Source organism: Micromonospora saelicesensis, assembly GCF_900091575.1.
GTDB classification, from domain to species: domain Bacteria; phylum Actinomycetota; class Actinomycetes; order Mycobacteriales; family Micromonosporaceae; genus Micromonospora; species Micromonospora saelicesensis.
The window spans coordinates 1-22,256 of the sequence record NZ_FMCR01000007.1 but is presented as its reverse complement, the minus strand read 5'-3'; the positions used below and the strand labels follow the sequence as shown (position 1 = coordinate 22,256).

Here is a 22,256-nt window from a genome sequence, read left to right as displayed (position 1 = left end):
GACGGAAACGACAGCGGGTGGTGCCGTGATCGGGCCCCGGGCCGACCGGGCGGATGAGCCCGCTCAGCCCAGGAACAGCTGGACGAGGACCAGCACGGCGAGCAGCGCCGGCCCCCGTGACCCCTGACGCATCAGGTCGACCGGGATCATCCCGAACGGTGTGTTGACCGTCGCGCCGCCGTAGTCGATCGGCGGGCGGGTGCCGGCCCGGAACGCGGCGGCCACCACCCCGAGCGCCAGCGTCGGTGCCAGCCAGGCCGGCCCCGGGTCGACGGTCGGCAGGGTCAGCAACCACCACAGGCCCGCGCCGACAGCCGGCACCACCACGTGGATCCCGCGCAGCAGGTTGTCGCTGCCACCGAGCGCCCGACGCAGCCCGGGTGAGCGGCTGACCGACCGCAGACCGCCGGTCAGCCGGTTGGCGGCGAGGTACGCGAAGACCACCTGCGCGGCCCCGGCCAACCCGGGCAGGGCGAGCGCGGCAGCGTACTGCACCCCGATCAGCGCCGCCCAGATCAGCACGGCGCTCGGGTGGCGGCCCAACCGGCGTACGTCGGCCTGGAGCAGCGCCCACCAGCCGGGGCCGGGCCGGAACCGGCGGCTGCGGACCCGGCCGATCCGGCGCCAGCGGCGGCTCTCCACCAGGCCGGCGAGCAGGCTCGGATCCAGCAGGATCGTGGCCGTGGCGGCGGCGTTGGCGAACTGCGCGCCGGTGGTCAGGGTGGCCCGGTCGACCCGGGGCAGCGCGCGTACCGCGAGGATCACGCCCACGCCTACCAGGGGCACCGCGGCGGCGAACAACGCGACGGTCGGTGTCGTCGTCGGCCGGGGCAGCCCGTCGTCGAGGCGACCGAAGAGCACCACCAGGGCGGTGATCACTGCCGCCGCCACCATCGGCGCCGCCCCGACCACTGTCGGCCAGCGTCGCCCCGCCCGGCTGCTCTGGGCGACGACGCTGAGCGCCAGCGCGGCCGCGCCCCACCCCGCGCCGGCCGCCGCCGCCCAGCCCAGGGCGGACGGTTCGCTGACCCCACCGAGCGCCGCCACTGCCACTGCGAGCGCCGCGGTGCCGGCCGCCGAACCCAGCAGCAACAGGACGAAGCGCGGCGCCAGCCAGGCCCGCCGGTCGATGGGCGCGCTGGTCGCCCAGCTCTGCGTCGCCGGGGTGACCAGCAGCGGGCCGAGCGCGCGCAGACCACGCCAGGCCAGCCCCGCGCCGGCCAGCAGCGCGGCGACCGCCAGCCACCACCGCACGCCCGGCTCGGCCTGCCCCACAGTGGGGGAGTCCAGCAGGTCGCGGCTGGCGCTGATCGCGAACCACCCGTACATGCCCACGAACAGGACCATGACGTACGCGTCGCCGAGCACGTCACCGAGGGAATGGTCGTGGTGCCGGCTGCGGGCCTTGCGCAGGTGGGTTCGCACCTGCCGGGCGGTCGGCACCCCGGCCGGCGTGTCGGCGATCGTGGCCGGCGCCGCGGTCACTTGCCGATCTCGATGCGCTCGTCGACCACCGCGTCGATCAGCTCCGGATCGTGCGAGGCCAACAGCACGGCCGTGCCCGCCGCCCGTTCCCGCAGGAGTCGGTCGGCGAGCCACTGTCGCCCGCGGACGTCCAGCCGCTGCTCGGGCTCGTCCAGGATCAGCACCCGGCGGGGCCGGACGAAACAGGACGCCAGCGCCAGCCGGCGGCGCTGCCCGCTGGACAGCGTCACCGGCAGTTGGTCGCGGGCCGCCTCGAGGCCCAGCTCGGCGAGGACCTCCTCGACCGGCTCGGCGTCACCCCCGTGGGCGTACGCGACCAGCTCCAGGTGCTCGACCACCGACAGGTCGGGGAAGAAATCGATGTCGTCCAGGGCGGCCGCCACCAGCGCCCGTACCTGAGGATCGGTCTCGTCGGCCCGGCGGCCCTGCACCAGCACCTCACCCGCGTCCGGCCGGTCGGCGCCGACGACACAGCGCAGCAGAGTCGTCTTGCCGCTGCCATTCGGGCCCAGCACCACCGCGATCCGGCCCGCCGGGAGCGTGAAGCTCACCTCGTCGAGCACCACCAGGTTGCCGAAGTTGCGACTGAGTCCCCGTACCGAGAGCGCGTCCACGATCACAGAGTCTCCCAGAGCCACGCCACCGACCAACCCGAGCGACCTACGTCACCCGGCTGTCCGCGTCGTCCTCCAGTCGGGCGTCGGCGGCGGCCAACCCCTGGGCGTCGGCGACCTCCTCGGCCACCGCCGCCGCGTCCGCCCAGTGCCGCCGCGCGTCGGCCGGCTCGCCCAGCGCGGCGCAGGCGTCACCCAGGTAGAGCAGGGTACGCGCCAGCCCGGCGGTCGGCCGGGTCTCCTCGCGCAGCCGGCGGCTCTCGGCCAGCAGCTCGTACGCCGTCCGCGCCTGCCCCGGCGTGCTGCTCAGCAGCGTCGCCCCGGCGTTGAGTAGCGCCGTCGCCCGGCTGGTCGGGTCGTTGACCGACTCGTACTCGCGCAGTGCGGCCCGCCACGCCTGGGCGGCGTCCAGGTGCTCGCCGAGCGCCGCGTGCACCAGCACCAGGTTCGTCAGCGCCGCCGCGTACCCGCGCGCGTCGCCCACCGACCGGAACGTGTTGGCCGCCCGCACCAGGTGGTGGTGCGCGGTGTCCGGTTCGCCCCGGGCCAGTTGGGCCGCGCCCAGGCCCAGCTCGGTGAGGGCGTGCCCGGCCCGGTCGGCGCCGGAGCGGTGTCGACGCGACATCTCCAGGTGCTCCACCGCGTCGTCGAGCTGCCCCAGGTCGAGCAGGGCCAGGCCGAGGTTCATCCGCGCCTGGGCGTTGCCCCGCCGCCCCCGCTCGTTGACCGCGAGGGTGAGCGCGGCCGCCGCACCCTGCGGGTCGTGCCGGCGTCGACGCAGCACCCCCAGCTCGTTGTGCGCCCACCCGGCGATCTCCGGACGGTCATCAGCGGTCGGGGTGGCCAGCACGGTGCGGCAGACCTGCTCCCACTCGTCGAGCCGGTCGGCGTACGCCAGCCACCCACACAGCGCCACGGCCAACCGGAACCACCACCGACGGACCCGGCGGGGCAGTGTCTCCTTCGCGCCGGCCGGCACCCGCACCACCGCCAGCAGCAGCTCCTGGTGCAGGTCGAACCAGCCGTACGGGTCGTCGTCCAGCGGCAACGACCACTCCCGGTCCCCCGGGGAGCCGAGCACCGCCAGGTTGGCCACGTGCCGTTCGGCCCGGCGGGCCAGGTGCCGGGTCAGCCGGGCCTGCGCGGCGACCCGGGCCCGGACCGGATCCGCGTCCCGCAGGTGCAGTCGGGCGCTGCCGGCCAGCAGGGGCCGGATCTCGTACCGGTCGCCGGGCGCGCCGACCACGAACGCCGCCGCGGCCAACCGGTCGAGCAGTGCGGTCACCAGCTCGGGGTGCCGTCCGGCCAGCGCGGCGATGGTGGGCCGGTCCACCGGGGCGGGAACCAGCGACATCAACCGGTACAACCGTCGGGCCTGGCGGGGCAACACCCGGTACGCGATGTCCCGTTCGGTGACCAGGCGGGCCGCCGGTGAGACGGCGAGCCGCTGGTGCGGTGGCGTCTGCACCGCGCGGCGCAGCGCGTCCAGCACGTCGGAGTGCCGCCAGCCGTGTTGAGCGGTGCGGTAACCGAGCGCGCGGACGGTACGCGGTTGCCGGCCGCACAGGTCGACGATCTCGCGTACCGCCGGATCGGTGCGCGGGTCGGCGCGACGGACCCGGGCGGCGGGCGCGGCCCCGCCCGCCGTCGCGAACAGCTCCACCGCCTCGGACGTGCCCGGTTCGGCGATCCAGTGCGCGACCACACCCTCCAGACCGACCAGCGCCGGACCACCGGCGAGCAGCAGGCGGCAGGTGCGCGCGGTGGGCGGCAACAGTGGCCGGACCTGGTCGGGACGGTCCACGTTGTCCAGCACCAGCACGATCTTGCGACCGTCGAGCTGACCGCGCAGCGCGTCGGCGGCGGCGGCGAGCGCGTCCGGCCGGCCGGAGATCGGCGGGGTGGTGCCCAGGATCCGGGCCAGCGCGGTGAGCACCTGCCGGGCCGAGCGGGGTCGGCCGCGCCGCCGCAGGTCCAGGTAGTACTGCCCGTCGGGGAAATCCTCCCGGCACTCGTTCGCGGCCTGCACCGCGCACGCGGAGGTGCCCACCGCGCGTCGTCCCAGAACCGCCACCGCGTGCTCCCGGGTGAGCAGACCGACCAGCGCGTCGACGTGCTCCTCACGACCGGTGAACTCGGCCGTGTAGGGCAGATTGGGTGCCCCGGCGGCCGGGGTGGTGAGCACCTCCGTCGGCTCGGGGTCGACCTCCCGGCCAGCGCGGCGGCGGCGCACCTCGTACACCACGTAACCGACGACGCCGCCGGAGGCCAGGACGATGGTCACCGGCCCCAGCACGCTGGCAGCCAACTCGGAGAGGACATTGCCGGCCAGGTTGCTGGCCACGTTGGCGAGGACGCTGCCGACCACGCCGCCGATCGCGATCAGCGCCGGCCAGCGCGAGCCGCCACGCGAACCACCCGGCCCGGTCACCGCACACCCCCGGAGACGAGCCCGGCGACCAGGTGCCGCCGCGAGAGGACCACCAGCACCACCGGCAGCACCGAGGCGAGCACCGAGCTGGCGGCCAACGCCCCACTGTTGCTCACGAAGCTGCGGGTCTGCTCGGCCAGGAACGGCCCGAGCGGCGACGACCCCGGCCCCCCGAACAGCCGCCCCACCACCAGGTCGTTCCAGACCTGGACGAACTCCAGCACGGAGACCGCCACCACCGCCGACAGGTTGTGCCGGGCCAACCGACGCAGGGTGTGCCACCACCGACGCCCGCCCAACCGGGCGTCGCGGACCTGCTCCACCGGCAGGTCGGCGAACGCGTTGCGCAGCACCAGCACCGCGAACGGCACGCCCAGCGCGATGTGCACCAGGGCCAGGCCCTGGGCCGTGCCGGAGGAGAGCACCAGGCCCAGCACCTCGTTGACCGGCCCGGCGATGACCTGGATCGGCACGACGCTGGCGGCCAGCAGCAGCAGCCCGGTGGCCTGCGCGGCCGGCCCGGTCAACCAGGCCAACGGGTACGCGGCCAGCAGCGCGACCACCAGCACCGTGGCGGTCACCGCGGTGGCCAGCAGCAGGGTGAAGCCAAGGGTGCGCCACAGCTCGGTGCCGGTGACCAGGTCGCGGTAGGACTCGCCGTTCGGCGGCGCCGACCACCAGCCGCGCGCGGCGGCGTCCACCCGGCCGTGCGCCGACGTGGCGACCAGCACCGCCAGCGGCACCAGCCAGGCGATCGCGGCACCCGCCGCGAGCAGCCGGAACACCCGCCGGGGCGGGGCGACCGGGGCGGGCTCCGGTGCCGCCTCGACGCGCGGCGGGGGCCAGGCCTGCCGGACGAAGAGCGCGGCCACCATGATCCCGCCGATCACCGCCACCAGCCACACCACGCCGAGCGCGGCGCCGTCGCCGGTGGTGGTGCCCCCGGACGTCTGCCAGATCCGTAGCGCCAGCACCGAGGCCTCGTCGCGGACCGAACCCGGGGTCATCACCAGGATCAGGTCGAACGTGCGGCTGGTGCCGACCGCCACCAACGCGAAGACCACAGCGGTCGTCCGCAGTAGCAGTGGCCGCCACTGCGCGTCCCACAGCACGTGGCGACGCGTGCCGCCGTAGGCACGGACCGCGTCGGCGAGGCTCGGCGGCACCGCGTCCAGCGCCGATCGGAAGACCAGCACCGCCAACCCGACCCAGGCCCAGACGAACGCCGACATCAACGCGACGGTGACCATCCCCGGCCCGAGCAACTGCGGCGCATCCTCGACCGGGCGGCCGGTCAGTCGGGTCGCGACCAGGGTGGCCAGCCCCCGGCTCGGGTCCGGGTCGTACATCAGCCGGAAGGTGACCCCGGTGACGACCAGCGGCAACGCCACCGGCACCAGGAGGATCAACCGGACCAGGCCGCCCTCCTGGGAGCGGCGGGACGCGGCGGCGAGCAGATAGCCCAGTGCCGTCACCACCGCCGGCACCAGCAGGGCCCAGAGGACCGTCCTGCCGACCACCGCGCCGGTTCCCGGGGCGGCGAGCGCGGTCCGGAAGTGCGCCGCGCCGACCCAGCGACCGTCGGTGGTGACGCTGGCGTGCATGGTCCGCAGCACCGGCCACAGCACCAGCCCGCCGAGCAGCACCGCGGCCGGCAGCAGCAGGGCCGACGTGGCCCCCGCCGCCGGATAGGCCCGACCCCGCCGGGCTGGACCGACGTCGTCGAGGACCGCCAGCTCGCCGAGGACCCGCACCTGGCTCATCGGCCGCCCCCCGCGCTGCGGGCCGCCGCGGCGAGCAGGCCGGTGGCCCGGCGGATCGCCTCGCTGGCGCGGACCCCGTCGGTGACGTCGGCGAAGAAGCCCTGCATGATCCGCCAGATGCCGACCCCGTCCGAGCCGGTGAACGCGCCGGGCAACTGGTCGGAGAGGTCGAAACGCAGGGTGCCAGGCGCCCGCATCTCCTCGGCGAGACCCTGGCCGACGCGGTCCCGGTAGCTGCCGATCGCGACATTGGTGTTGGGCGAGAGGTAGCCGCCGTCGCGCAGCCACGGCCGGAACGAGTCGGCCCTGGTGAGCCACTCGACCAGCTCGACTCCACCCCGGGCGTCGGCGAACGCCACGGCCGCGTCCCCGCCGACGATCAGGGGGCCGCCGCCCGGCTGAGTGCCCGGGAACCGGAACGTGACAGGTGCCTCCGGGCCGCGCTGGAACGGGTCGGCGACGTCGGCGGTGAAGTCGGCTCCGACGAGCATCACCGCCCGCTTCGTGTGCACCACCTGGATCACCGACTCCTCGTACTGGGTGAGCAGGGCACGACGGCCGCCGCCGACGAACGCCCCGTTGATGCTCCAGAGCCCGGCGAGCCGGTCCAGCGCCTCGCGCACCGGTCTGCCCTGCCAGTCGGCGTCCGGCCGGGCCAGGGCGTTGTAGCTCTCGGGTGCCAGATCGGCCAGCACGTTCTCGAACCAGTCGGTGAGCACCCAGCCGTCCGCGGCGCCGATGGCCAGGGGCGCCGGCCCGCCGCCGCGCCGGGCGAGCGCGCCGAGCTCCTGGGTCTGCCGGACCAGCGCGTCCCAGTTGGCCGGCTGCACGGGCAGCATCGAGGGCAGGTGCCAGACCAGCGACTTGTGCGCCGCCTTGACCCAGACGCCGTAGCGCTGGCCCTCGGCCGTCAGTAGCTCGCCCAATCCGGCGGGTACGGCGTACTCGGTGGACGCGCGCACCGGGCTCAGCCAGCCGCGCTCGGCGTACTCGGTGACCAGGCCGGGGCGCGGCAGGATCGCCACGTCCGGGCTGGTGCCGGCGAGGTGTCGGGCACGCAGGAACGCGTCGATGTCGTTGCCGGCGCTGATCACCTGCACCTGGGCGGGGTAGCCGGCGACGACCTCGCGGAACCGGTCCAGCTCGCTGGTGCTCCAGACCACCGCGACCTGTACCGACCGGGTTCCGCCGGAGCAGCCGGCGGTCAGGGCGGTGGTGCCCGCGGCGGCGGCGCGCAGCAGCGTACGGCGACTCACCCGGGCGACCGGCCTCATCGGGCCGCCTCGCTCGGCTCGGTGACCAGCTCGTGCCGCACCGGAATCTCGGCAAGGGTGGCCGGGTCGGCGGTGCAGACCAGCACCGCCACCCCCGGGGCGTCCGGCGGCGAGAGGCGGGGCATCAGGTCACCGAGGCGGCTGTCGCCCGCCGAACCGGCCGGCAGGTCGACCACCAGCACCTCGGGCAGGCAGGCCGCCGCTCGGGCGAGCGCCACCCGGAACCGCTGGGCGTCGGAGATCTGGTGCGGCAGCAGCGCGAGGGAGAGCGCCAACTCCAGCCGGTCGACCACTGTGGCTGTCCAGTCGTTTGCCACCTCATGCACCCGTTCGCGTTTGCGCTGGCCGTACTCGATGTTGCGCCGCACGGTGAGCTGCGGCAGCAGCGCGCCACCGGCGGGCACGTAGCCGATCTGCCGGCGGGGCGGCGGCAGGCTGGTGACGTCCCGGTCGCCGACGAGCACGCGACCGGTCACCGGCGGGGCCAGCCCGGCCAGCACCCGGGCGACGGCCGTGCCGAACCGGGGCGGCGCCACCAGGGCGGCGAGCGTGCCGGCGGGAACGTCGAGGGTCACCGGCCCGGTGCCGGGGACGGCGACAAGTGCGCGTAGCCGTAACGTGACCCTCACCTCCGGTGACCATTGATGACCGTCCCAGGGTGGCACACCGTGACGACAATCGACGCCCCCGACCCTTCCACTGTGGAGACGATCGGGGCTGTTCAGGCGGGGGAGTAGAGCGCGGCGAGCCCGGCCGCCGTGGCGGCCAGCCGTTCGCGCAGCGCCACCGGGGTCAGCACCTCGACGTCGGCGCCGAGGCGCAGCAGGTCACCGTGGGCGTGGGTGAGCGACTCGATCGGCAGCACCGCGGTCACCCAGCCCCGCGCGTCCGGTGGCCCGGCGCTGCCGTCCATCGCTGTCACCACCGGATCGCTGCCGATTTCACGCAACCGCTCCCGCCCGGCGGGGGAGAGCCGGACGTGGGCCTCGTCGCGGTGCAGCCGGGCCCGGAACTGCACGACATGCGCGCGCCACCAGGACGGCAGGTCGAAGTCGGCGGGGCGGTCGAACTCCTGCGCCAGTGGGGTCAACGCGAGGATCTGGTTGACCCGGTAGGTCGCCGGCGCACCCCGGCCGGGCTGGTCGGCCACCACATACCAACGGCCGCCCTTGAGCACCAGGCCGTACGGCTCCAGGACCCGGGTCACCTCGCCGTTCCAGCCGCGGTAGCGCACCTCGACGCGGTGCTGCCGCCAGACCGCCTCGGCCGTGCGGGCCAACTCGGGGGAGGCGTCGCCGTCGGCATACCACCCGGGAGTGTCCAGGTGGAAGCGCTGTTGCAGTTGGGTCGCCCGGTCGCGCAGCGGCGCGGGCAGCGCTGCGTGCAGCTTGAGTTGCAGCGCGGCCACCACGTCGCCGTAACCCAACTCGTCGGCGGGGCCGGGCAGCCCGGCGAGGAACAGCCGGTCGGCCTCCTCGGCGGTCAGCCCGGTCAGTCGGGTCCGCCAGCCGTCGACCAGTTGGTAGCCGCCGGCATGCCCCGCCTCGCCGTAGAGCGGGATGCCGGCGGCGTGCAGCGACTCGACGTCGCGGTAGATGGTGCGGGGGGAGACGGCCAACCGCTCGGCGAGCTGCGCGGCGGTCAGCCGCCCGTGCGACTGGAGCAGCAGCAGGACGGAGAGAAGTCGAGAAGCCCGCACTTCACTGACACTAGTTGTCAGGGGACCCGTCCTACCGTCCCGGCATGGCATTTCGCGACAAGGAATTACGAACGCCCGGACCAGTGCTGATCGGCGACCGCCAACTCAAGCGCTACCACATAGACCAGCCGGAGCGACCGATCGAAGCCGAGGTGGAGAAGGCCGCGTACGACCTGCTGCCCGACCTGCTGGCCGACGTCGTCGACGACGGCACCCCGGCCGCCGGGTGGGTGGTGCTGCACCGGGGCGCGGACACCGGCGCCTATCTGCTGGCGTACACCTGGGTGTGGGACAACGCGGTGGAGGTCCGCGTCGCCGCGGCCGGGCAGCCGGCGCTGGACTGTCCCGACGACGACCCGGCACACTTCGTCCACCTACGCCGCCCGGCGGTGGGCTGCGTCTGGGAGTTGGCGGTTCTGGAACACGAGCGGGCCGCCTGGGTCCGGCACATGCTGCTGCCGGAGAGTCCGAATCTGATCAATTATCTGCGTGACACGCGAGCGGAAGGGCCGGTGGGCCGCTGATGGGCGACTTCGACTTCTTTGTGGGCACCTGGAACGTCGTCAACCGCCGGCTGCGCAAGCGGCTGGTCGGCTCCGACGAGTGGGAGGAGTTTCCCGGGGTGTCGGTGGCGCACGGCTTCTTCGCCGGCGGCGGTCACTTCGACGAGATCACCTTCCCGACCAAGGGCTCCGCCGGCGCCACGATCCGGATCTTCGACCCCGCCCGGCAGGAGTGGTCGATCTACTGGATGAGCAGCGACGTCGGGGTGCTGGGACAGCCGCCGATGGTGGGCCGCTTCGTCGACGGAGTCGGCCACTTCTACGCCGACGACCAGCACGAGGGGCGCCCGGTCCGGTGCCGGTTCATCTGGTCGGGCATCAGCGCGACGACCGCCCGCTGGGAGCAGGCGTTCTCGGTCGACGGCGAGCAGACCTGGGAGACCAACTGGATCATGACCTTCACCCGAGCATCGGAGGACTAGCCTCCAGGCCATGCGGAGATGGCAGCGGATGGACCCGTGGGGCGCCCGGCAGGTGTTCACCGGGTTCATGCTGCTGGTCGGGTGCACCGCGGCCACGACACTGTCGGTCGTGGCCGGGCGGGCGCTGATCCGGGGTGAGATCGACGTCCGGGCCGCCCTGGGCATGGCCGGCATGTTCCTTGTCATGGGGGTGTGGCTGACCTTCGCCTTCCGGTTGCACCTGACCGGGATCTACGTCAACGATCGGGGCGTCCGGCTCCGGCACGTGTTCTCCACCCGCACCCTGCTCTGGTCACGGGTGACCGGGTTCGAGGCGAGTCCGGCGCTGTTCCTCGGCGAGCCCACGTCGCGCCTCGCCTGCTGGGTGCGCACGACCGACGGGGCGTTCGAGTCGGCGGTGCAGCGGAGGTCCCGGCGTGTGGGCTGGCGGAAGGAGAACGGGCCGGTGCTCGACGCGGCCGACTTCGACCAGTTGCTCGTCCGGCTCGCCGACCAACGTGCGCGAGCGCGACTCGACCGCGGGGGAGTGGTCTCGCGCTGACTTTCGGCCGTTCGGGTGCGGTGTTAGGGTCCGATCACCGCCCCGGATGGAGGAACGCGATGGCCTCCGACCACGTCGACGTGCTGATCATCGGCGCCGGCCTGTCCGGCATCGGCGCCGCCTGCCACCTCCGTCGTGACTGCCCGGACAAGACGTACGCGGTGCTCGAGGCGCGCGACGCCATAGGCGGCACCTGGGACCTGTTCCGCTACCCGGGCATCCGCTCCGACTCGGACATGTTCACCCTCGGCTACTCGTTCAAGCCGTGGACCGCGCCGAAGGCCATCGCCGACGGCACGACCATCCGGGAGTACGTGCGGGAGACCGCCCAGGAGTACGACGTGCCGCGGCACATCCGCTTCCGCCACCGGGTGCTGCGGGCCGAATGGGACAGCGACACCGCCCGCTGGACGGTGCACGCCCAGCGCACCGACACCGCCGAAATCGTGGTGCTGACCTGCTCGTTCCTCTTCGCCTGCGCCGGCTACTACCGCTACGACGAGGGTTACACCCCGCCCCTGCCCGGTGTCGAGGCGTACGCCGGGCGGCTGGTGCACCCGCAGCACTGGCCCGACGACCTCGACCACACCGGCAAGCGGGTGGTGGTGATCGGCAGCGGCGCCACCGCTGTCACCCTGGTGCCGGCGATGGCGCAGCGGGCCGCGCACGTGACCATGCTCCAGCGCTCACCGACGTACATTCTGGCGCTGCCCGCCCGCGACCGCCTGGCCGACGCGTTGCGGCGTCGGCTCCCGGCGAAGGCAGCGTATCCGGTGGTGCGCTGGAAGAACGTGCTGCTGTCCACCGTCAACTTCCAGCTCAGCCGGCGTGCGCCCGGCCTGGTGAAGCGGGTGCTGCGCCGGGCCGCGCGGGGCATGCTCCCGGTGGGGTACGACGTCGACCGGCACTTCTCGCCCCGCTACGACCCCTGGGACCAGCGGCTCTGTGTTGCCCCCGACGGTGACCTGTTCACGGCGGTGCGCGACGGCACCGCGTCGGTGGTCACCGACACCATCGACACCTTCACCCCGAACGGTGTCCGACTGGCCTCCGGCGCACAGCTGCCCGCCGACATCGTGGTCACCGCGACCGGGCTCAACCTGCTCGCCCTCGGTGGCCTGACGCTGCGGGTCGACGGCGTGGACGTCGACCTGCCGAACACCGTGGCCTACAAGGGCATGATGCTCTCCGGCGTGCCGAACTTCGCGCTGACCCTCGGCTACACCAACGCGTCGTGGACGCTCAAGGCCGACCTGGTCGCCGGCTATGTCTGCCGACTGCTGCGGCACCTGGACCGCACCGGCCAGCAGGTCGTCACCCCGCTCCCACCGCCCGACCCAGAGCGGGTGCCACTGATCGACCTGCGCTCCGGCTACGTGCTGCGCGCCGTCGACACGCTGCCCAAGCAGGGTGCGACCACGCCGTGGCGGCTGCACCAGAACTACGTCCGCGACGTGCTGCTGATGCGGCACGGCCGGCTCACCGACGAGGGGGTGCGGTTCTCGCGGGCCGGCGGGGTGGCCGTGCCCGAGCGCACCCCCCGTCCCGTCGCGTCCGAGCGTCGGTAACCGCCAGCAGAGGAGCAGGATCGTGCAGAGGTTCGACTTCGCCGGCGCGACCGCCGTGGTCACCGGGGCGGCCAGTGGCATCGGCGCCGCGCTGGCCCACGCGTTGGCCCGCCGAGGCAGTGATCTGGTCCTGCTGGACCGTGACGCCGAGCGGCTGGACGCGGTCACCACCGCGATCCGCGCCGAGCACCCGGATCGTCAGCTCGCCACGTACCTGGTGGACCTCGCCGACCAGACCGCCACCGCCCAGGTGGCCGCGGAGATCGGCCAGCGACACCCCCGGGTACGCCTGCTGATCAACAACGCCGGCGTGGGCCTCGGCGGTCGGTTCGACCAGGTGACGTTCGACGAGTTCAGCTGGGTGATCGACGTCAACTTCCGGGCCGTGGCGCAGCTGACCCACGCGCTGCTGCCCACCCTCCGGGCCGAGCCGGGCGCGCACCTGGTCAACATATCCAGTCTGTTCGGGCTGATCGCGCCGGCCGGGCAGACCGCGTACGCGGCGAGCAAGTTCGCCGTACGCGGCTTCACCGAGGCGCTGCGCCACGAGCTGGTCGACGACGGAATCGGGGTGACCTCGGTGCACCCCGGTGGCATCCGCACCCGGATCACCGAGAACGCCCGGATCGGCAGTGGCGTCTCCCACGACGAGTACGCGGCCGGTCGGGCGCAGTTCGAGAAGCTGCTGACCATCGCGCCGGAGCGGGCCGCCGAGGTGATCCTGCGCGGCGTCGAGCGGCGTCGGGGCCGGGTGTTGATCGGCTGGTCGGCGAAGCTGCCCGACCTGCTGGCCCGGGTCATGCCGGCCTCGTACAACCGGCTCCTGGTCACCGGCCTGAACCGGGGCGTGGTCCGCCCTGCGCCGCCCGCTCCCGCCGTCCCCGCGCAACGCCCCGCCGACACCCTCGCCGACCCGGCCCGCGAGGTGGCGTGAGCGCGGTCAGGCAACGGTCGCGCTCGGGCCCGTATCGCGGCAACGCAACAACACGGTCAACGCCACGAGGGCGACCAGCAGTGCCGCCATCGCGTACACCGGTGCCGGACCGAGCGGTGCCAGCAGTGCCAGCAGCGCGACGGCCGGGAAGGCGACGACCACCGCGCCGTGCTGCTGCCGACGTACGTGCAGCACCCAGACCGTGAGCAGGAAGACGGCGATCGGGACGGCCACCGCGTACCCGGCGGTCCTCTCCGAGATGTGCGCGAGGTGCCGCTCGTGGTCCACCGAAACGCTCAGGCCCGCGCCGACCGCGGCGACCGCCGCGAAGATCAGGTAGTGGCCGTAGCCCCAGACCAGGGAGTACGGCAGCCGGCCGGGCGCCTCGATCGGCCGGTCGAAGTAGAGCCACCAGAGGGCGAACACGATCACGGTGGCCGCCGCCGCCAGCGACCAGAGCTGGCGGTCGCCGGCGTCCACCCCGGTCTGGATGGCCACCGACGTGGCCAGCACCACGTCACCGAGCACGATCAGGGTGAACAGCCCGTACCGTTCGGTGATGTGTCGCGGATGCCAGGGAGTCATCCCCGGCCGCTCGGCCACCGCCGGCACCAGCAGGTCGGCCACGACCAGCAGCAGCAACGCCGCGGTTCCCCAACTCTGCGGCAGGGCCAGCCGGAGCAGCCAACCGAGCTGGACGACGGTGACACCGATCGCGTACCGCCGGGCCGCCGGGCGGTGCGCCGGGTCACCGGCGGCGGCCCGGCACCACTGCACGACGAGCGCGATCCGCATCACCACGTAGCCGTACGTGATGACGCTGAAATCGCCGTCGGTGAACGCCCGTGGCACTCCGGCGGCGATGATCAACGCGCCGGCGATCTGGACCAGCGTCGCGATCCGGTAGAGGTCGTCGTCGGTGTCGTAGGCCGAGGCGAACCAGGTGAAGTTCATCCACGACCACCAGATCGCGAAGAAGACCGTCAGGTAGCTGGTCAATGCGTGGACGAGTTGATCCTCGGAGACGGCGTGGTGCAGGTTGGTGGCGGCCTGCGACACGGCCACCACGAAGCACAGGTCGAAGAAGAGTTCCAGCGGCGTGGCAGCGCGGTGCGGCTCGTCGCGACGGCGTGGCCGCATCGGCCGGTAGAACGGCCGCACCGACCGAGGCTGGCTCACCGCAGTTCCTCAGGCCGCCCGCGGTCAGCCGCGCCGACGTCCGTGCGTCAGCCCCTCCAGCACCAGGGTCAGCCCCGCGCCGACCAGCCAGACGTCCTTGGCCAACCCCGCGCCCTGCTGGGTCGGGCGGATGCTGCCGGGTTCGCGCATCCCCGGCGTCTTCAGGTACAGCTGCACCAGACCCGCGCCGAACGCGGTCAGGCCGAGCCCGACCAGGGGCGCCGGGACGAACGGCGCGATCAGCGCGGCCCCCAGGGCGATCTCCGAGTACGACAGCAGCTTGGCGAAGCGCGCCGGCTCCAACTGACCGAGCTGGGGCATGGCGGCGACGGCCATCCCGTGCAAGCCCTCCGCGGCGGTGCCCTCCAGAGTGCGCTTGCCCAGACCCGAGTTGAGAAAGTACGCGCCGATACTGACCCGCAGTGGCAGGTGCGCGGATTTCATGGTCACTCCCGTCGGCCGTGGTCGAATGCGGCCCGCGTACCCCGGACCGCCCGCGATAACCCGCCGGGCCGGCTGGGCTGGCCGTGGTGGTCGCGGTAGGTTCGCCGGGGGCCCACCGCCGAGCCCGTGGCACACCCGCCCACCCGGCGCCCGGCCCTGCCGCAGACCACCAGCAGGAGGCGAAGTGAGCCAGGAAGTCCGGGGAGTCATCTCCCGCAGCAAGGGCGCGCCGGTCGAGGTCACCACCATCGTGGTGCCCGATCCCGGGCCCGGTGAGGCGATCGTCCGGATTCAGTCGTGCGGTGTCTGCCATACCGATCTGCACTACCGCGAGGGTGGCATCAACGACGACTACCCGTTCCTGCTCGGTCACGAGGCGGCGGGCATCGTGGAGCAGGTCGGCGAGGGCGTCACCGACGTCGCCCCGGGCGATTTCGTGGTGCTGAACTGGCGGGCGGTCTGCGGGGTCTGCCGCGCCTGCCGTCGGGGTCGGCCCTGGTACTGCTTTAACACCCACAACGCCACCCAGCGGATGACCCTCACCGACGGCACCGAACTCGCCCCGGCGCTGGGCATCGGCGCGTTCGCCGAGAAGACCCTGGTGCACGCCGGGCAGTGCACGAAGGTCGACCCGGCGGCCCGACCCGCCGCCGTGGGTCTGCTGGGCTGCGGGGTGATGGCCGGGCTGGGTGCGGCGATGAACACCGGAAACGTCACCCGGGGCGACTCGGTCGCGGTGATCGGCTGCGGTGGCGTCGGGGACGCGGCGGTCGCCGGTGCGCTCCTCGCCGGCGCCACCACGATCGTCGCTGTGGACACCGACAGCCGCAAGCTCGACTGGGCTCGCAAGTTCGGTGCCACGCACACGGTGAACGCCTCAGAGACCGACCCGGTCGAGGCGATCCGTGCCGCCACCGGTGGCTTCGGCGCTGACGTGGTGATCGACGCGGTGGGCCGACCGGAGACGTGGAAGCAGGCGTTCTACGCACGCGACCTGGCCGGCACGGTGGTGCTGGTCGGCGTACCGACCCCGCAGATGCAGATCGAGCTGCCGCTACTGGACGTCTTCGGGCGTGGCGGCGCCCTCAAGTCCAGTTGGTACGGCGACTGCCTGCCCAGCCGGGACTTCCCGATGCTCACCGAGCTGTACCTGCAGGGCCGGCTCGACCTGGACGCGTTCGTCACCGAGGAGATCGCGCTCGACCAGGTCGAGAACGCCTTCGACCGGATGCACCACGGCGACGTGCTCCGCTCGGTGGTGGTGTTCCCGTGACCGCCCGCGTCGACCACGCGGTCACCTCGGGCACGTTCTCCCTCGACGGGCAGACCTTCGACGTGGACAACAACGTCTGGGTGATCGGTGACGACCGCGAGTGCGTCGTCCTGGACGCGCCGCACGACGTGGCGGCGATCCTCGCCCTGGTGGGCGACCGGCAGGTCCGGGCGATCCTGGCCACCCACGCCCACGACGATCATGTCCGGGTGGCGCCCGAGCTGGCCGAGGCCACCGGCGCACCGGTGCTGCTGCACGCCGCAGACCGGGTCCTCTGGGACATGGTCCACCCGCACCTGCCGCCCAACGGCGAGCTGCACGACGGGCAGAGCATCGAGGTGGGCGGCACCACGCTGCGGGTGCTGCACACCCCCGGGCACAGCCCCGGGGCGTGCAGCTTCCACGCGCCGGAGCTGGGGGCGGTGTTCACCGGCGACACGCTCTTCGCCGGTGGTCCGGGCGCTACCGGCCGCTCGTACAGCGACTTCGACACCATCGTCCGGTCGATCCGCACCTGCCTGCTGACCCTTCCCGCGGAGACGGTCGTGCACACCGGCCACGGCGACGACACGACGATCGGCGCAGAGGCCCCGCACCTGCAGGAGTGGCTGGACCGCGGCCACTGACACCCCTGCGGGCGTCTCAGGTCGGGCTGACGAGACGGTCTGCTGGCGTGGTTGGCGCGTTGGTCGACGGTCTGCTGGCGTTTTGGGGTGGTCGACGGGCTCAGCGTTCGTCGGCCGCGCCCAGCACCGGTTTGACGTCCAGGATCGGGGTGCCGTCGAGGGCTTCCAGGTCGGCCACCTCGACGCGCAGCCCGTCCACCGCCAGGACCCGCACCCGGTGCAGCCCGATCGGGTTGGGTCGGTGCGGTGAGCGGGTGCTGAACACCCCGGTCTCCGGACGGTTCTCGTCGCCGCGCGGGTGCACCGCGAGCACGTCGCGCCGGGCACGGTCCAACCAGGTCAGCAGCAGCATTTCCGTGCCGACCCGCAGGTCACGCACGGCCCGCTCGACCTGCGGGTCGAAGACCAGCCACGCCGTCGGCGCGCCCTCGTCGCCCTGCCGTGGCGCGCTCGCCGCGTCGGTCAGCGACGAGGCGACCCGGCCGACCGGGTGCAGCAGGTACGCGTCGTCACTCACTGCCTCGACCATCGTCGCTCCCTCCTGGACCGTCCCAACCTAGCCCTACCCAGCCCTGCCGCGACGCTAGGATCTCGCTCATGGCCGCCGACTCGCCCGCCCCCGCCGACTCGCCCGCCCCTGCCGATTCGCCGGCCCTTGCCGACTCGCCGGCCCCTGCCGGCTCATCCGCCCTCGCCGACTCGCCGGCCCCCGCCGTCCGTCAGCTGCGCCTCGTGGTGGAGGCCACCGACCACGAGGCCGCCGTCGCGTTCTTCCGCGACGCGCTGGGCCTGCCGGAGGAGGCGGCGTTCAGCGGCGAGGGGGATGCGCGGGTGGTGATCCTGGACGCCGGCCGCGCCACCCTGGAGATCGCCAACCCCGCACAGAAGCGCCTGATCGACGAGGTCGAGGTGGGTCGGCAGGTCGCGCCGCGGATCCGGGTGGCCTTCGAGGTGGACGACACGGAGGCGACGACCGCCCGACTGGTGGCCGCCGGTGCGAGCGAGATCGCGCCGCCGACGCGTACGCCGTGGCAGTCACTCAACTCCCGCCTCGACGCCCCTGCCGGGCTCCAGATCACCATCTTCCAGGAACTCCTCAGGCCGGACGAGGGCGTCGGTACGCGGGATGCGGAGCCCAAAGGTGACGGGGACAGCTGAGTCCGGCGGTGGGCGGACCGGGCCTTGTCGACCGAGACCCTCCGGCACCCCGAACAGCCTGGCGCGTTCTCGTCCGCTAGGGCGAGCCGCGCGACTAAGTCAACCGACCGTGCTGGCCTGGACAGCCCACTCACGGTAGCGACGCACCGCTAGTTGCCTGCCCTCCATCACCCTGCATGGCCCCTTTGCTCTGCTTACCTATAGGCGCCATGTCCCCGCGAGCTGCGAATGGGCACTCTCCCCACCAGCCGCGAGGTCTCTTACCGCAGTCGCGGAAAGTGACCGGTGCGTATAAGTAGGCAGAGCAAAGGCTGGCGTTCGGCCATTGCCCCCGGGCTCCGAAAACACCCTGCGTCACGGCTGTCTGGCCTGATGTCGGCAGGGCCGCCATGTCCGACTCTGCGCGTGACCGGGACCGCACCCGGCCAAGCTTCGGGCAATTCCGGAATGCCCGACAGGTGAACCCGGTTGTGTCCCCCGTACCGCCGGAGCCCAAACCCTTTTCCGCGGTCATCTCCCGAGGAGTGTTCACCCCGGAGCGCTCCGCACGATCGAAAGGGCAACCATCGTGAAGGTCGACTTCACTCGATGGCTCCCCGCCATCGCTAAGGACTCGTACCGCAAGACCGCGCTGAGCGTGGCGGGTGTCGCCGCTCTCGGCGGTTTGGCGCTCGCGCCGACCGCCGCCGCCGCCCCGGTCACCTCCGGACCGCACCAGGGCGCCGTCGCCGCCATCGACCTCGCCACCGGCAAGGCCGCCACCTCGGCACGCCAGGATGAGCAGCCCGTCGAGTCGGGCCTTACCACCGGCTCCGCCACCGGCAAGCCGCCGGCCGGCAAGCCGAGCCGAGCCCAGCTGATCCCGCACGGCATCGAGGGCGCGCAGTCGCGCGTACCGCTCGACGACGCGCAGCTGGCCAACGCCCGGGCCATCGTCGACGCCGCCAAGAAGACCGGCGTCGGTGACCGAGGTGCGGTGATCGGCATCGCCACCTCGCTGCAGGAGTCGAAGCTGTACAACCTCGGCCACCTCGGCGCGTACAACGACCACGACTCGCAGGGCCTGTTCCAGCAGCGTCCGTCGTCCGGTTGGGGCACGCCCGACCAGATCACCGACCCGGAGTACGCCGCCACGGCGTTCTTCACCGCACTCAAGAACGTTGGCGGCTGGCAGGACCTGCCGCTGACCACCGCCGCGCAGACCGTGCAGGTCTCCGCCTTCCCGTACGCGTACGCGCAGTGGGAGGAGCAGGCGGCGGACATCGTCCAGCAGCTCTGGTGACACCCGCACACGAGGCCGGCCGGCTCCCTTCGACGGGAGCCGGCCGGTTCTTCGTGTCCGGGGTACCTCAGCAGGCCGGGTAGAGGCGGCGGGTGCCGACCCCGGCCGCGTACGCGTCCCGGTCGCTGAACCGGCAGCCGTAGTCGGGTCGAGCCACCACCGCCGGGTCGGTCACGGTGTCGCCGGCCGGGCGCTTGCCGGTGCGTACCCAGGACACCAGGTCGTCCCAGGCGGCGCCGGCCTCCGCCGGGGTGAACTCGCAGTGCTGCGTGGCCCGGATCGCCCGCTGAACCACCAGCCTGCTGCGACCGTGCCGCGCCACGTCGGTGGCGTACGCCTGCTCCATGCTGAACGGTACGAACAGGTCGCCGAGACCGTGCAGGCTGAGCACCGGCGCGGTCGGGCGGCCGGCAATCCGCGGCACCTCGGTCAGCGTCGGCAGGAGCCGCTGCCGCAGGTTCTCCGGGGCGACCCGCTGCACTGTCGCGTTGACGTTCACCGGGCTGTTCGGGCTGTAGCGGGTGAGCAGGTTGGTGGACAGCTGACCGGGCCGCTGGGCGGGGGAGTTGCCGCTCCCGGTGGGCACGCTGATCGAGAAGAGGAAGTCCTTCCAGACCGCGAACGCGGCGTCGGCTCCCGGACGCGGCCCGCCCGAACGGTTCACCGTGATCGCCCGCAGCTGCTTGCCCCGCTCGGTGGTGGTGTCCGGCCCGGTGGGAGTCAGCCCGGCCAGGCCGAGCGCCACCTGGATGCGGGGCACCGCGTTGGTCAGATAGTCAGCCGGCGTGGGATAGGCCGGTACTCCGGCGAGCGCCTGCGCGACCAGGTTGTAGTCCAGGTAGAAGTCGAGCAGCGTCTGATCACCGAGCACACCGCACATCGGCAACGCGCCGTCGTAGAAGCCGGGGTACTGCTCAAGTGAACGACCGATGACGTACCCGCCCATCGACACCCCGGCGACGTACGTGTGCTGCGGCCGGCGGACCGTCCGCCCGAAGTGGTCGGCGAGATCCTTCGTCCCCAGCACCCCGGAGCGGATGTCGAAGCCGTTGCGGTCGTACGAGGACGACGCCCAGGCGTACCCCTGCTCCAGCAGGCGCTGGCGCAGCCCGAACGCCGGCGGTTCCGGCGAGAGCACAGTGCCCTGGCCGCGGTAGCCGTGCGCCCACAACACCAGGTCACCGTTCCACCGGGCGGGGACCTCGATGATGTACCCGGCGTGGCGGTGCACGCCCTGACGTACCGTCGTCGGCTTGCCGCCTACGACCAGTGGCGCCAACGGCGGATTCTCGATGGTGTAGCCGGGCAGCGGCTCGCCGCCCCTCGCGTCGCGACCGGTGGCGGTGGCCGGTGCGGCACCGGCCAGTCCGACCGCGAGGGTCAGCGTCGCAGCGGCGGCGAGCAGGCGGCGGAGGGTACGAACGGGTGTGGACAGCATCGATGCTCCCCATCGGACGGTTGTCGCCCGGGGGCGACCAGCGGGACGGTTGCCTACCGGCCGGTAGCGTCCTGAACCTAGAACCGCCGTCGACCAGTGTCAATGGGTTCGCTGATCCGCCGGTCAACACGGTTGTCCAGCCGTACCCGGTCGTTCGGGCCGGTGGGCCGATCGGGTTGACTGGTCGTCGTGGACGAGTCGATCTGGGCGGCGGCCCGAGCGTCACGCGGCTGGCTGGACGCGGCGAACGGCACCGGGCAGACCGAGCTGACCTGCCGCATCCTCAAGCTCACCGAGGAAGCGGGGGAGGCCTCGGCTGCCTGGATCGGCCTGCTCGGGCAGAATCCGCGCAAGGGTGTCACCCACACCCGCGAGGACGTCGCGGCGGAGTTGGCCGACGTCGCCTTCACCGCGTTGGTGGCCATCGAAAGCCTCGGGCTGGACGCGCAGACGGCTCTGGACGCCTGCGCCGCAAAGGTGCGCTCCCGCCTGACAGGCCAATAACCGCCCGTAGCGCCCGCTCACTGCCGTCCGCCCTTCCCGCCGGCCGACTGGTGCGTTGACCGCATTGGGCGTTGTGCGCCGGTCGCATCGTTCGTGGTCGACTCGGGTTCCTTGATGTCGCGGTGTCCCGGAGACATGTCGCGGTGTCCTGGAGACCCGGATGCCCCGACTTCCGTGAACCCGAGTGGATCACGCGGGGGATGGGGGTGATTCGACGCGATGGGGCCTGGCGTGTGTGGGCGGTTTGTCCGATGTTGGGTGTTCGTGGGGTGTGGCCGGGCGCACTCGTGGGCCGGAATCATGGCCGGGTCGGGGTCGTTACATACCCTGACGATCGCAGTACCACCGACCCGCCGCCCGACCTTAGGGGGCTGGTCGCGCAGGTCGGAATGCCAGCCTCCACCCGGTCGTTGCAGTCCCCACGAACGACCGCAGGCACCGCCACGATGAGGGTGCCGGCAGGTGGGCCAACCCCGGAATGACCCCGGCCCCCGGGTCGTTACACAGGGACCCGGCGCCGCGAGCCCCCCGCTCGCAGGTCGCCGACCCGACGCCCGACACGGGCGTCACCCCCCCCAAAACTTTCCCCCCTTGTACGTGCAGCGCCGGACGAGGTGCTCACACCCTGCCGCCGCCCCCCTTGGCGGTTGGGGTGTCCTACCCCCGAAGGAGCTACCCCCATGAACACGATCATGCGTAAGAGCGTCCTGTCTGTTGCTGGTCTCGCGTTCGCCGGTGGTGTGTTCGCCGGTCCGATCGCCCACGTGGCCAACCCCGTCGACGCCAAGCCCGTCGCGGTAGCGGTACAGGCCGACAAGCCCGACACCAGCAAGCTGATTCCGCACGGCACCCAGGGCGAGCAGTCCCGGATCAGCCTGAACGACGAGCAGACGGCCAACGTGAAGGCGATCATCGCCGCGACGAAGAAGGCGGGTCTGCCGGAGCGGGCCGCGGTGATCTCGATCGCGACGAGCCTGCAGGAGTCGAAGCTGGAGAACCTGGGTCACCTGGGCGACAGGAACGACCATGACTCGCTGGGCCTGTTCCAGCAGCGCCCG

20 protein-coding genes and 3 pseudogenes are annotated in these 22,256 nt (G+C 72.8%); 12 read left to right on the top strand and 11 right to left on the bottom strand.

What is annotated here, in order from left to right:
- Positions 1–63: 63 nt before the first annotated feature.
- From GA0070561_RS26520 to GA0070561_RS26490, 7 genes are all read right to left on the bottom strand, one after another.
- Positions 64–1,485 carry a DUF6297 family protein gene (locus GA0070561_RS26520; protein ID WP_091406575.1) on the bottom strand — a complete coding sequence of 474 codons (1,422 nt, stop codon included), beginning with the start codon at positions 1,483–1,485 and terminating at the stop codon, positions 64–66.
- The gene (locus GA0070561_RS26515) at positions 1,482–2,105 is read right to left on the bottom strand and encodes an ABC transporter ATP-binding protein (RefSeq protein ID WP_091407301.1); all 624 of its coding nucleotides are present in this window, start codon (positions 2,103–2,105) and stop codon (positions 1,482–1,484) included. Before GA0070561_RS26515 ends, GA0070561_RS26520 begins: the two co-directional genes overlap by 4 nt.
- Positions 2,106–2,145: 40 nt before the next feature.
- On the bottom strand, positions 2,146–4,530 hold the full coding sequence (locus GA0070561_RS33965; RefSeq protein ID WP_091406573.1) for a tetratricopeptide repeat protein: 2,385 nt from the start codon (positions 4,528–4,530) through the stop codon (positions 2,146–2,148).
- Entirely contained in the window at positions 4,527–6,293 is a 1,767-nt protein-coding gene (locus GA0070561_RS26505) for an ABC transporter permease (RefSeq protein WP_091406571.1), read from the bottom strand. The genes GA0070561_RS33965 and GA0070561_RS26505 overlap by 4 nt, the downstream gene beginning before the upstream one ends.
- Complete coding sequence (locus GA0070561_RS26500; RefSeq protein WP_091406569.1) at positions 6,290–7,567, bottom strand: type 2 periplasmic-binding domain-containing protein; 1,278 nt, start codon at positions 7,565–7,567, stop codon at positions 6,290–6,292. The genes GA0070561_RS26505 and GA0070561_RS26500 overlap by 4 nt, the downstream gene beginning before the upstream one ends.
- On the bottom strand, positions 7,564–8,196 hold the full coding sequence (locus tag GA0070561_RS26495; protein WP_167362495.1) for an ATP-binding cassette domain-containing protein: 633 nt from the start codon (positions 8,194–8,196) through the stop codon (positions 7,564–7,566). The genes GA0070561_RS26500 and GA0070561_RS26495 overlap by 4 nt, the downstream gene beginning before the upstream one ends.
- A gap of 92 nt (positions 8,197–8,288) precedes the next feature.
- Complete coding sequence (locus tag GA0070561_RS26490) at positions 8,289–9,266, bottom strand: helix-turn-helix transcriptional regulator (protein WP_091406564.1); 978 nt, start codon at positions 9,264–9,266, stop codon at positions 8,289–8,291.
- 44 nt (positions 9,267–9,310) lie between these two features.
- Here GA0070561_RS26490 and GA0070561_RS26485 point away from each other — a divergent pair, with 44 nt between their 5' ends.
- Genes GA0070561_RS26485 through GA0070561_RS26465 form a run of 5 tightly spaced genes read left to right on the top strand, consistent with a single transcriptional unit; the run spans position 9,311 to position 13,294 of the window.
- Positions 9,311–9,790, top strand: a complete 480-nt coding sequence (locus GA0070561_RS26485) for a hypothetical protein (RefSeq protein WP_091406561.1) — start codon at positions 9,311–9,313, stop codon at positions 9,788–9,790.
- Positions 9,790–10,251, top strand: a complete 462-nt coding sequence (locus tag GA0070561_RS26480) for a hypothetical protein (protein ID WP_091406559.1) — start codon at positions 9,790–9,792, stop codon at positions 10,249–10,251. The genes GA0070561_RS26485 and GA0070561_RS26480 overlap by 1 nt, the downstream gene beginning before the upstream one ends.
- A gap of 10 nt (positions 10,252–10,261) precedes the next feature.
- Positions 10,262–10,792: a hypothetical protein gene (locus GA0070561_RS26475; protein WP_141710458.1), complete on the top strand. Its 531-nt coding sequence runs from the start codon at positions 10,262–10,264 to the stop codon at positions 10,790–10,792.
- A gap of 59 nt (positions 10,793–10,851) precedes the next feature.
- Entirely contained in the window at positions 10,852–12,360 is a 1,509-nt protein-coding gene (locus GA0070561_RS26470) for a flavin-containing monooxygenase (protein ID WP_091406556.1), read from the top strand.
- Positions 12,361–12,382: 22 nt separating this feature from the next.
- Positions 12,383–13,294: an SDR family NAD(P)-dependent oxidoreductase gene (locus GA0070561_RS26465; RefSeq protein ID WP_091406555.1), complete on the top strand. Its 912-nt coding sequence runs from the start codon at positions 12,383–12,385 to the stop codon at positions 13,292–13,294.
- Positions 13,295–13,300: 6 nt separating this feature from the next.
- Here the strand turns inward: GA0070561_RS26465 and GA0070561_RS26460 are convergent, their stop codons facing one another.
- Both GA0070561_RS26460 and GA0070561_RS26455 read right to left on the bottom strand, forming a co-directional pair.
- Complete coding sequence (locus GA0070561_RS26460; protein ID WP_208603860.1) at positions 13,301–14,473, bottom strand: low temperature requirement protein A; 1,173 nt, start codon at positions 14,471–14,473, stop codon at positions 13,301–13,303.
- A gap of 24 nt (positions 14,474–14,497) precedes the next feature.
- Positions 14,498–14,917, bottom strand: a complete 420-nt coding sequence (locus GA0070561_RS26455; protein WP_091407295.1) for a hypothetical protein — start codon at positions 14,915–14,917, stop codon at positions 14,498–14,500.
- A 184-nt stretch (positions 14,918–15,101) separates the two neighbouring features.
- On the opposite strand from GA0070561_RS26455, the gene GA0070561_RS26450 reads away from it, so the two are divergent.
- Both GA0070561_RS26450 and GA0070561_RS26445 read left to right on the top strand, forming a co-directional pair.
- Positions 15,102–16,190 carry an S-(hydroxymethyl)mycothiol dehydrogenase gene (locus GA0070561_RS26450; protein ID WP_091406553.1) on the top strand — a complete coding sequence of 363 codons (1,089 nt, stop codon included), beginning with the start codon at positions 15,102–15,104 and terminating at the stop codon, positions 16,188–16,190.
- On the top strand, positions 16,187–16,816 hold the full coding sequence (locus tag GA0070561_RS26445) for an MBL fold metallo-hydrolase (protein WP_091406551.1): 630 nt from the start codon (positions 16,187–16,189) through the stop codon (positions 16,814–16,816). The genes GA0070561_RS26450 and GA0070561_RS26445 overlap by 4 nt, the downstream gene beginning before the upstream one ends.
- Positions 16,817–16,916: 100 nt before the next feature.
- Here GA0070561_RS26445 and tsaA read toward each other — a convergent pair whose 3' ends face one another.
- A complete protein-coding gene (gene tsaA, locus GA0070561_RS26440) occupies positions 16,917–17,345 on the bottom strand; it encodes a tRNA (N6-threonylcarbamoyladenosine(37)-N6)-methyltransferase TrmO (RefSeq protein WP_091406550.1) in 429 nt (142 codons plus the stop codon).
- Positions 17,346–17,413: 68 nt separating this feature from the next.
- On the opposite strand from tsaA, the gene GA0070561_RS26435 reads away from it, so the two are divergent.
- The 3 genes and pseudogenes from GA0070561_RS26435 to GA0070561_RS34785 all read left to right on the top strand — a co-directional run.
- Entirely contained in the window at positions 17,414–17,974 is a 561-nt protein-coding gene (locus GA0070561_RS26435; RefSeq protein WP_244166444.1) for a VOC family protein, read from the top strand.
- A gap of 568 nt (positions 17,975–18,542) precedes the next feature.
- Positions 18,543–18,735 (top strand): annotated as a pseudogene (locus GA0070561_RS34790) (hypothetical protein); the annotation flags it as partial.
- Positions 18,736–18,815: 80 nt separating this feature from the next.
- A pseudogene (locus GA0070561_RS34785) lies at positions 18,816–19,256 on the top strand (hypothetical protein); the annotation flags it as partial.
- A 67-nt stretch (positions 19,257–19,323) separates the two neighbouring features.
- On the opposite strand, the gene GA0070561_RS26425 reads toward GA0070561_RS34785, so the two are convergent.
- Positions 19,324–20,694: an alpha/beta hydrolase family protein gene (locus tag GA0070561_RS26425; RefSeq protein WP_091406546.1), complete on the bottom strand. Its 1,371-nt coding sequence runs from the start codon at positions 20,692–20,694 to the stop codon at positions 19,324–19,326.
- Positions 20,695–20,883: 189 nt separating this feature from the next.
- Between GA0070561_RS26425 and GA0070561_RS26420 the strand changes: the two genes are divergently transcribed.
- On the top strand, positions 20,884–21,198 hold the full coding sequence (locus tag GA0070561_RS26420; protein WP_091406543.1) for a MazG-like family protein: 315 nt from the start codon (positions 20,884–20,886) through the stop codon (positions 21,196–21,198).
- Positions 21,199–21,878: 680 nt separating this feature from the next.
- A pseudogene (locus GA0070561_RS26415) lies at positions 21,879–22,256 on the top strand (hypothetical protein); the annotation flags it as partial.

Bases quoted from the DNA above. Each gene is read 5' to 3' on its own strand.
- GA0070561_RS26505 (WP_091406571.1), bottom strand. From the start codon at position 6,293: ATGAGCCAGGTGCGGGTCCTCGGCGAGCTGGCGGTCCTCGACGACGTC.
- GA0070561_RS26500 (WP_091406569.1), bottom strand. From the start codon at position 7,567: ATGAGGCCGGTCGCCCGGGTGAGTCGCCGTACGCTGCTGCGCGCCGCC.
- GA0070561_RS26485 (WP_091406561.1), top strand. From the start codon at position 9,311: ATGGCATTTCGCGACAAGGAATTACGAACGCCCGGACCAGTGCTGATC.
- GA0070561_RS26480 (WP_091406559.1), top strand. From the start codon at position 9,790: ATGGGCGACTTCGACTTCTTTGTGGGCACCTGGAACGTCGTCAACCGC.
- GA0070561_RS26475 (WP_141710458.1), top strand. From the start codon at position 10,262: ATGCGGAGATGGCAGCGGATGGACCCGTGGGGCGCCCGGCAGGTGTTC.
- GA0070561_RS26470 (WP_091406556.1), top strand. From the start codon at position 10,852: ATGGCCTCCGACCACGTCGACGTGCTGATCATCGGCGCCGGCCTGTCC.
- GA0070561_RS26455 (WP_091407295.1), bottom strand. From the start codon at position 14,917: ATGAAATCCGCGCACCTGCCACTGCGGGTCAGTATCGGCGCGTACTTT.
- tsaA (WP_091406550.1), bottom strand. From the start codon at position 17,345: ATGGTCGAGGCAGTGAGTGACGACGCGTACCTGCTGCACCCGGTCGGC.
- GA0070561_RS26435 (WP_244166444.1), top strand. From the start codon at position 17,414: ATGGCCGCCGACTCGCCCGCCCCCGCCGACTCGCCCGCCCCTGCCGAT.
- GA0070561_RS26425 (WP_091406546.1), bottom strand. From the start codon at position 20,694: ATGCTGTCCACACCCGTTCGTACCCTCCGCCGCCTGCTCGCCGCCGCT.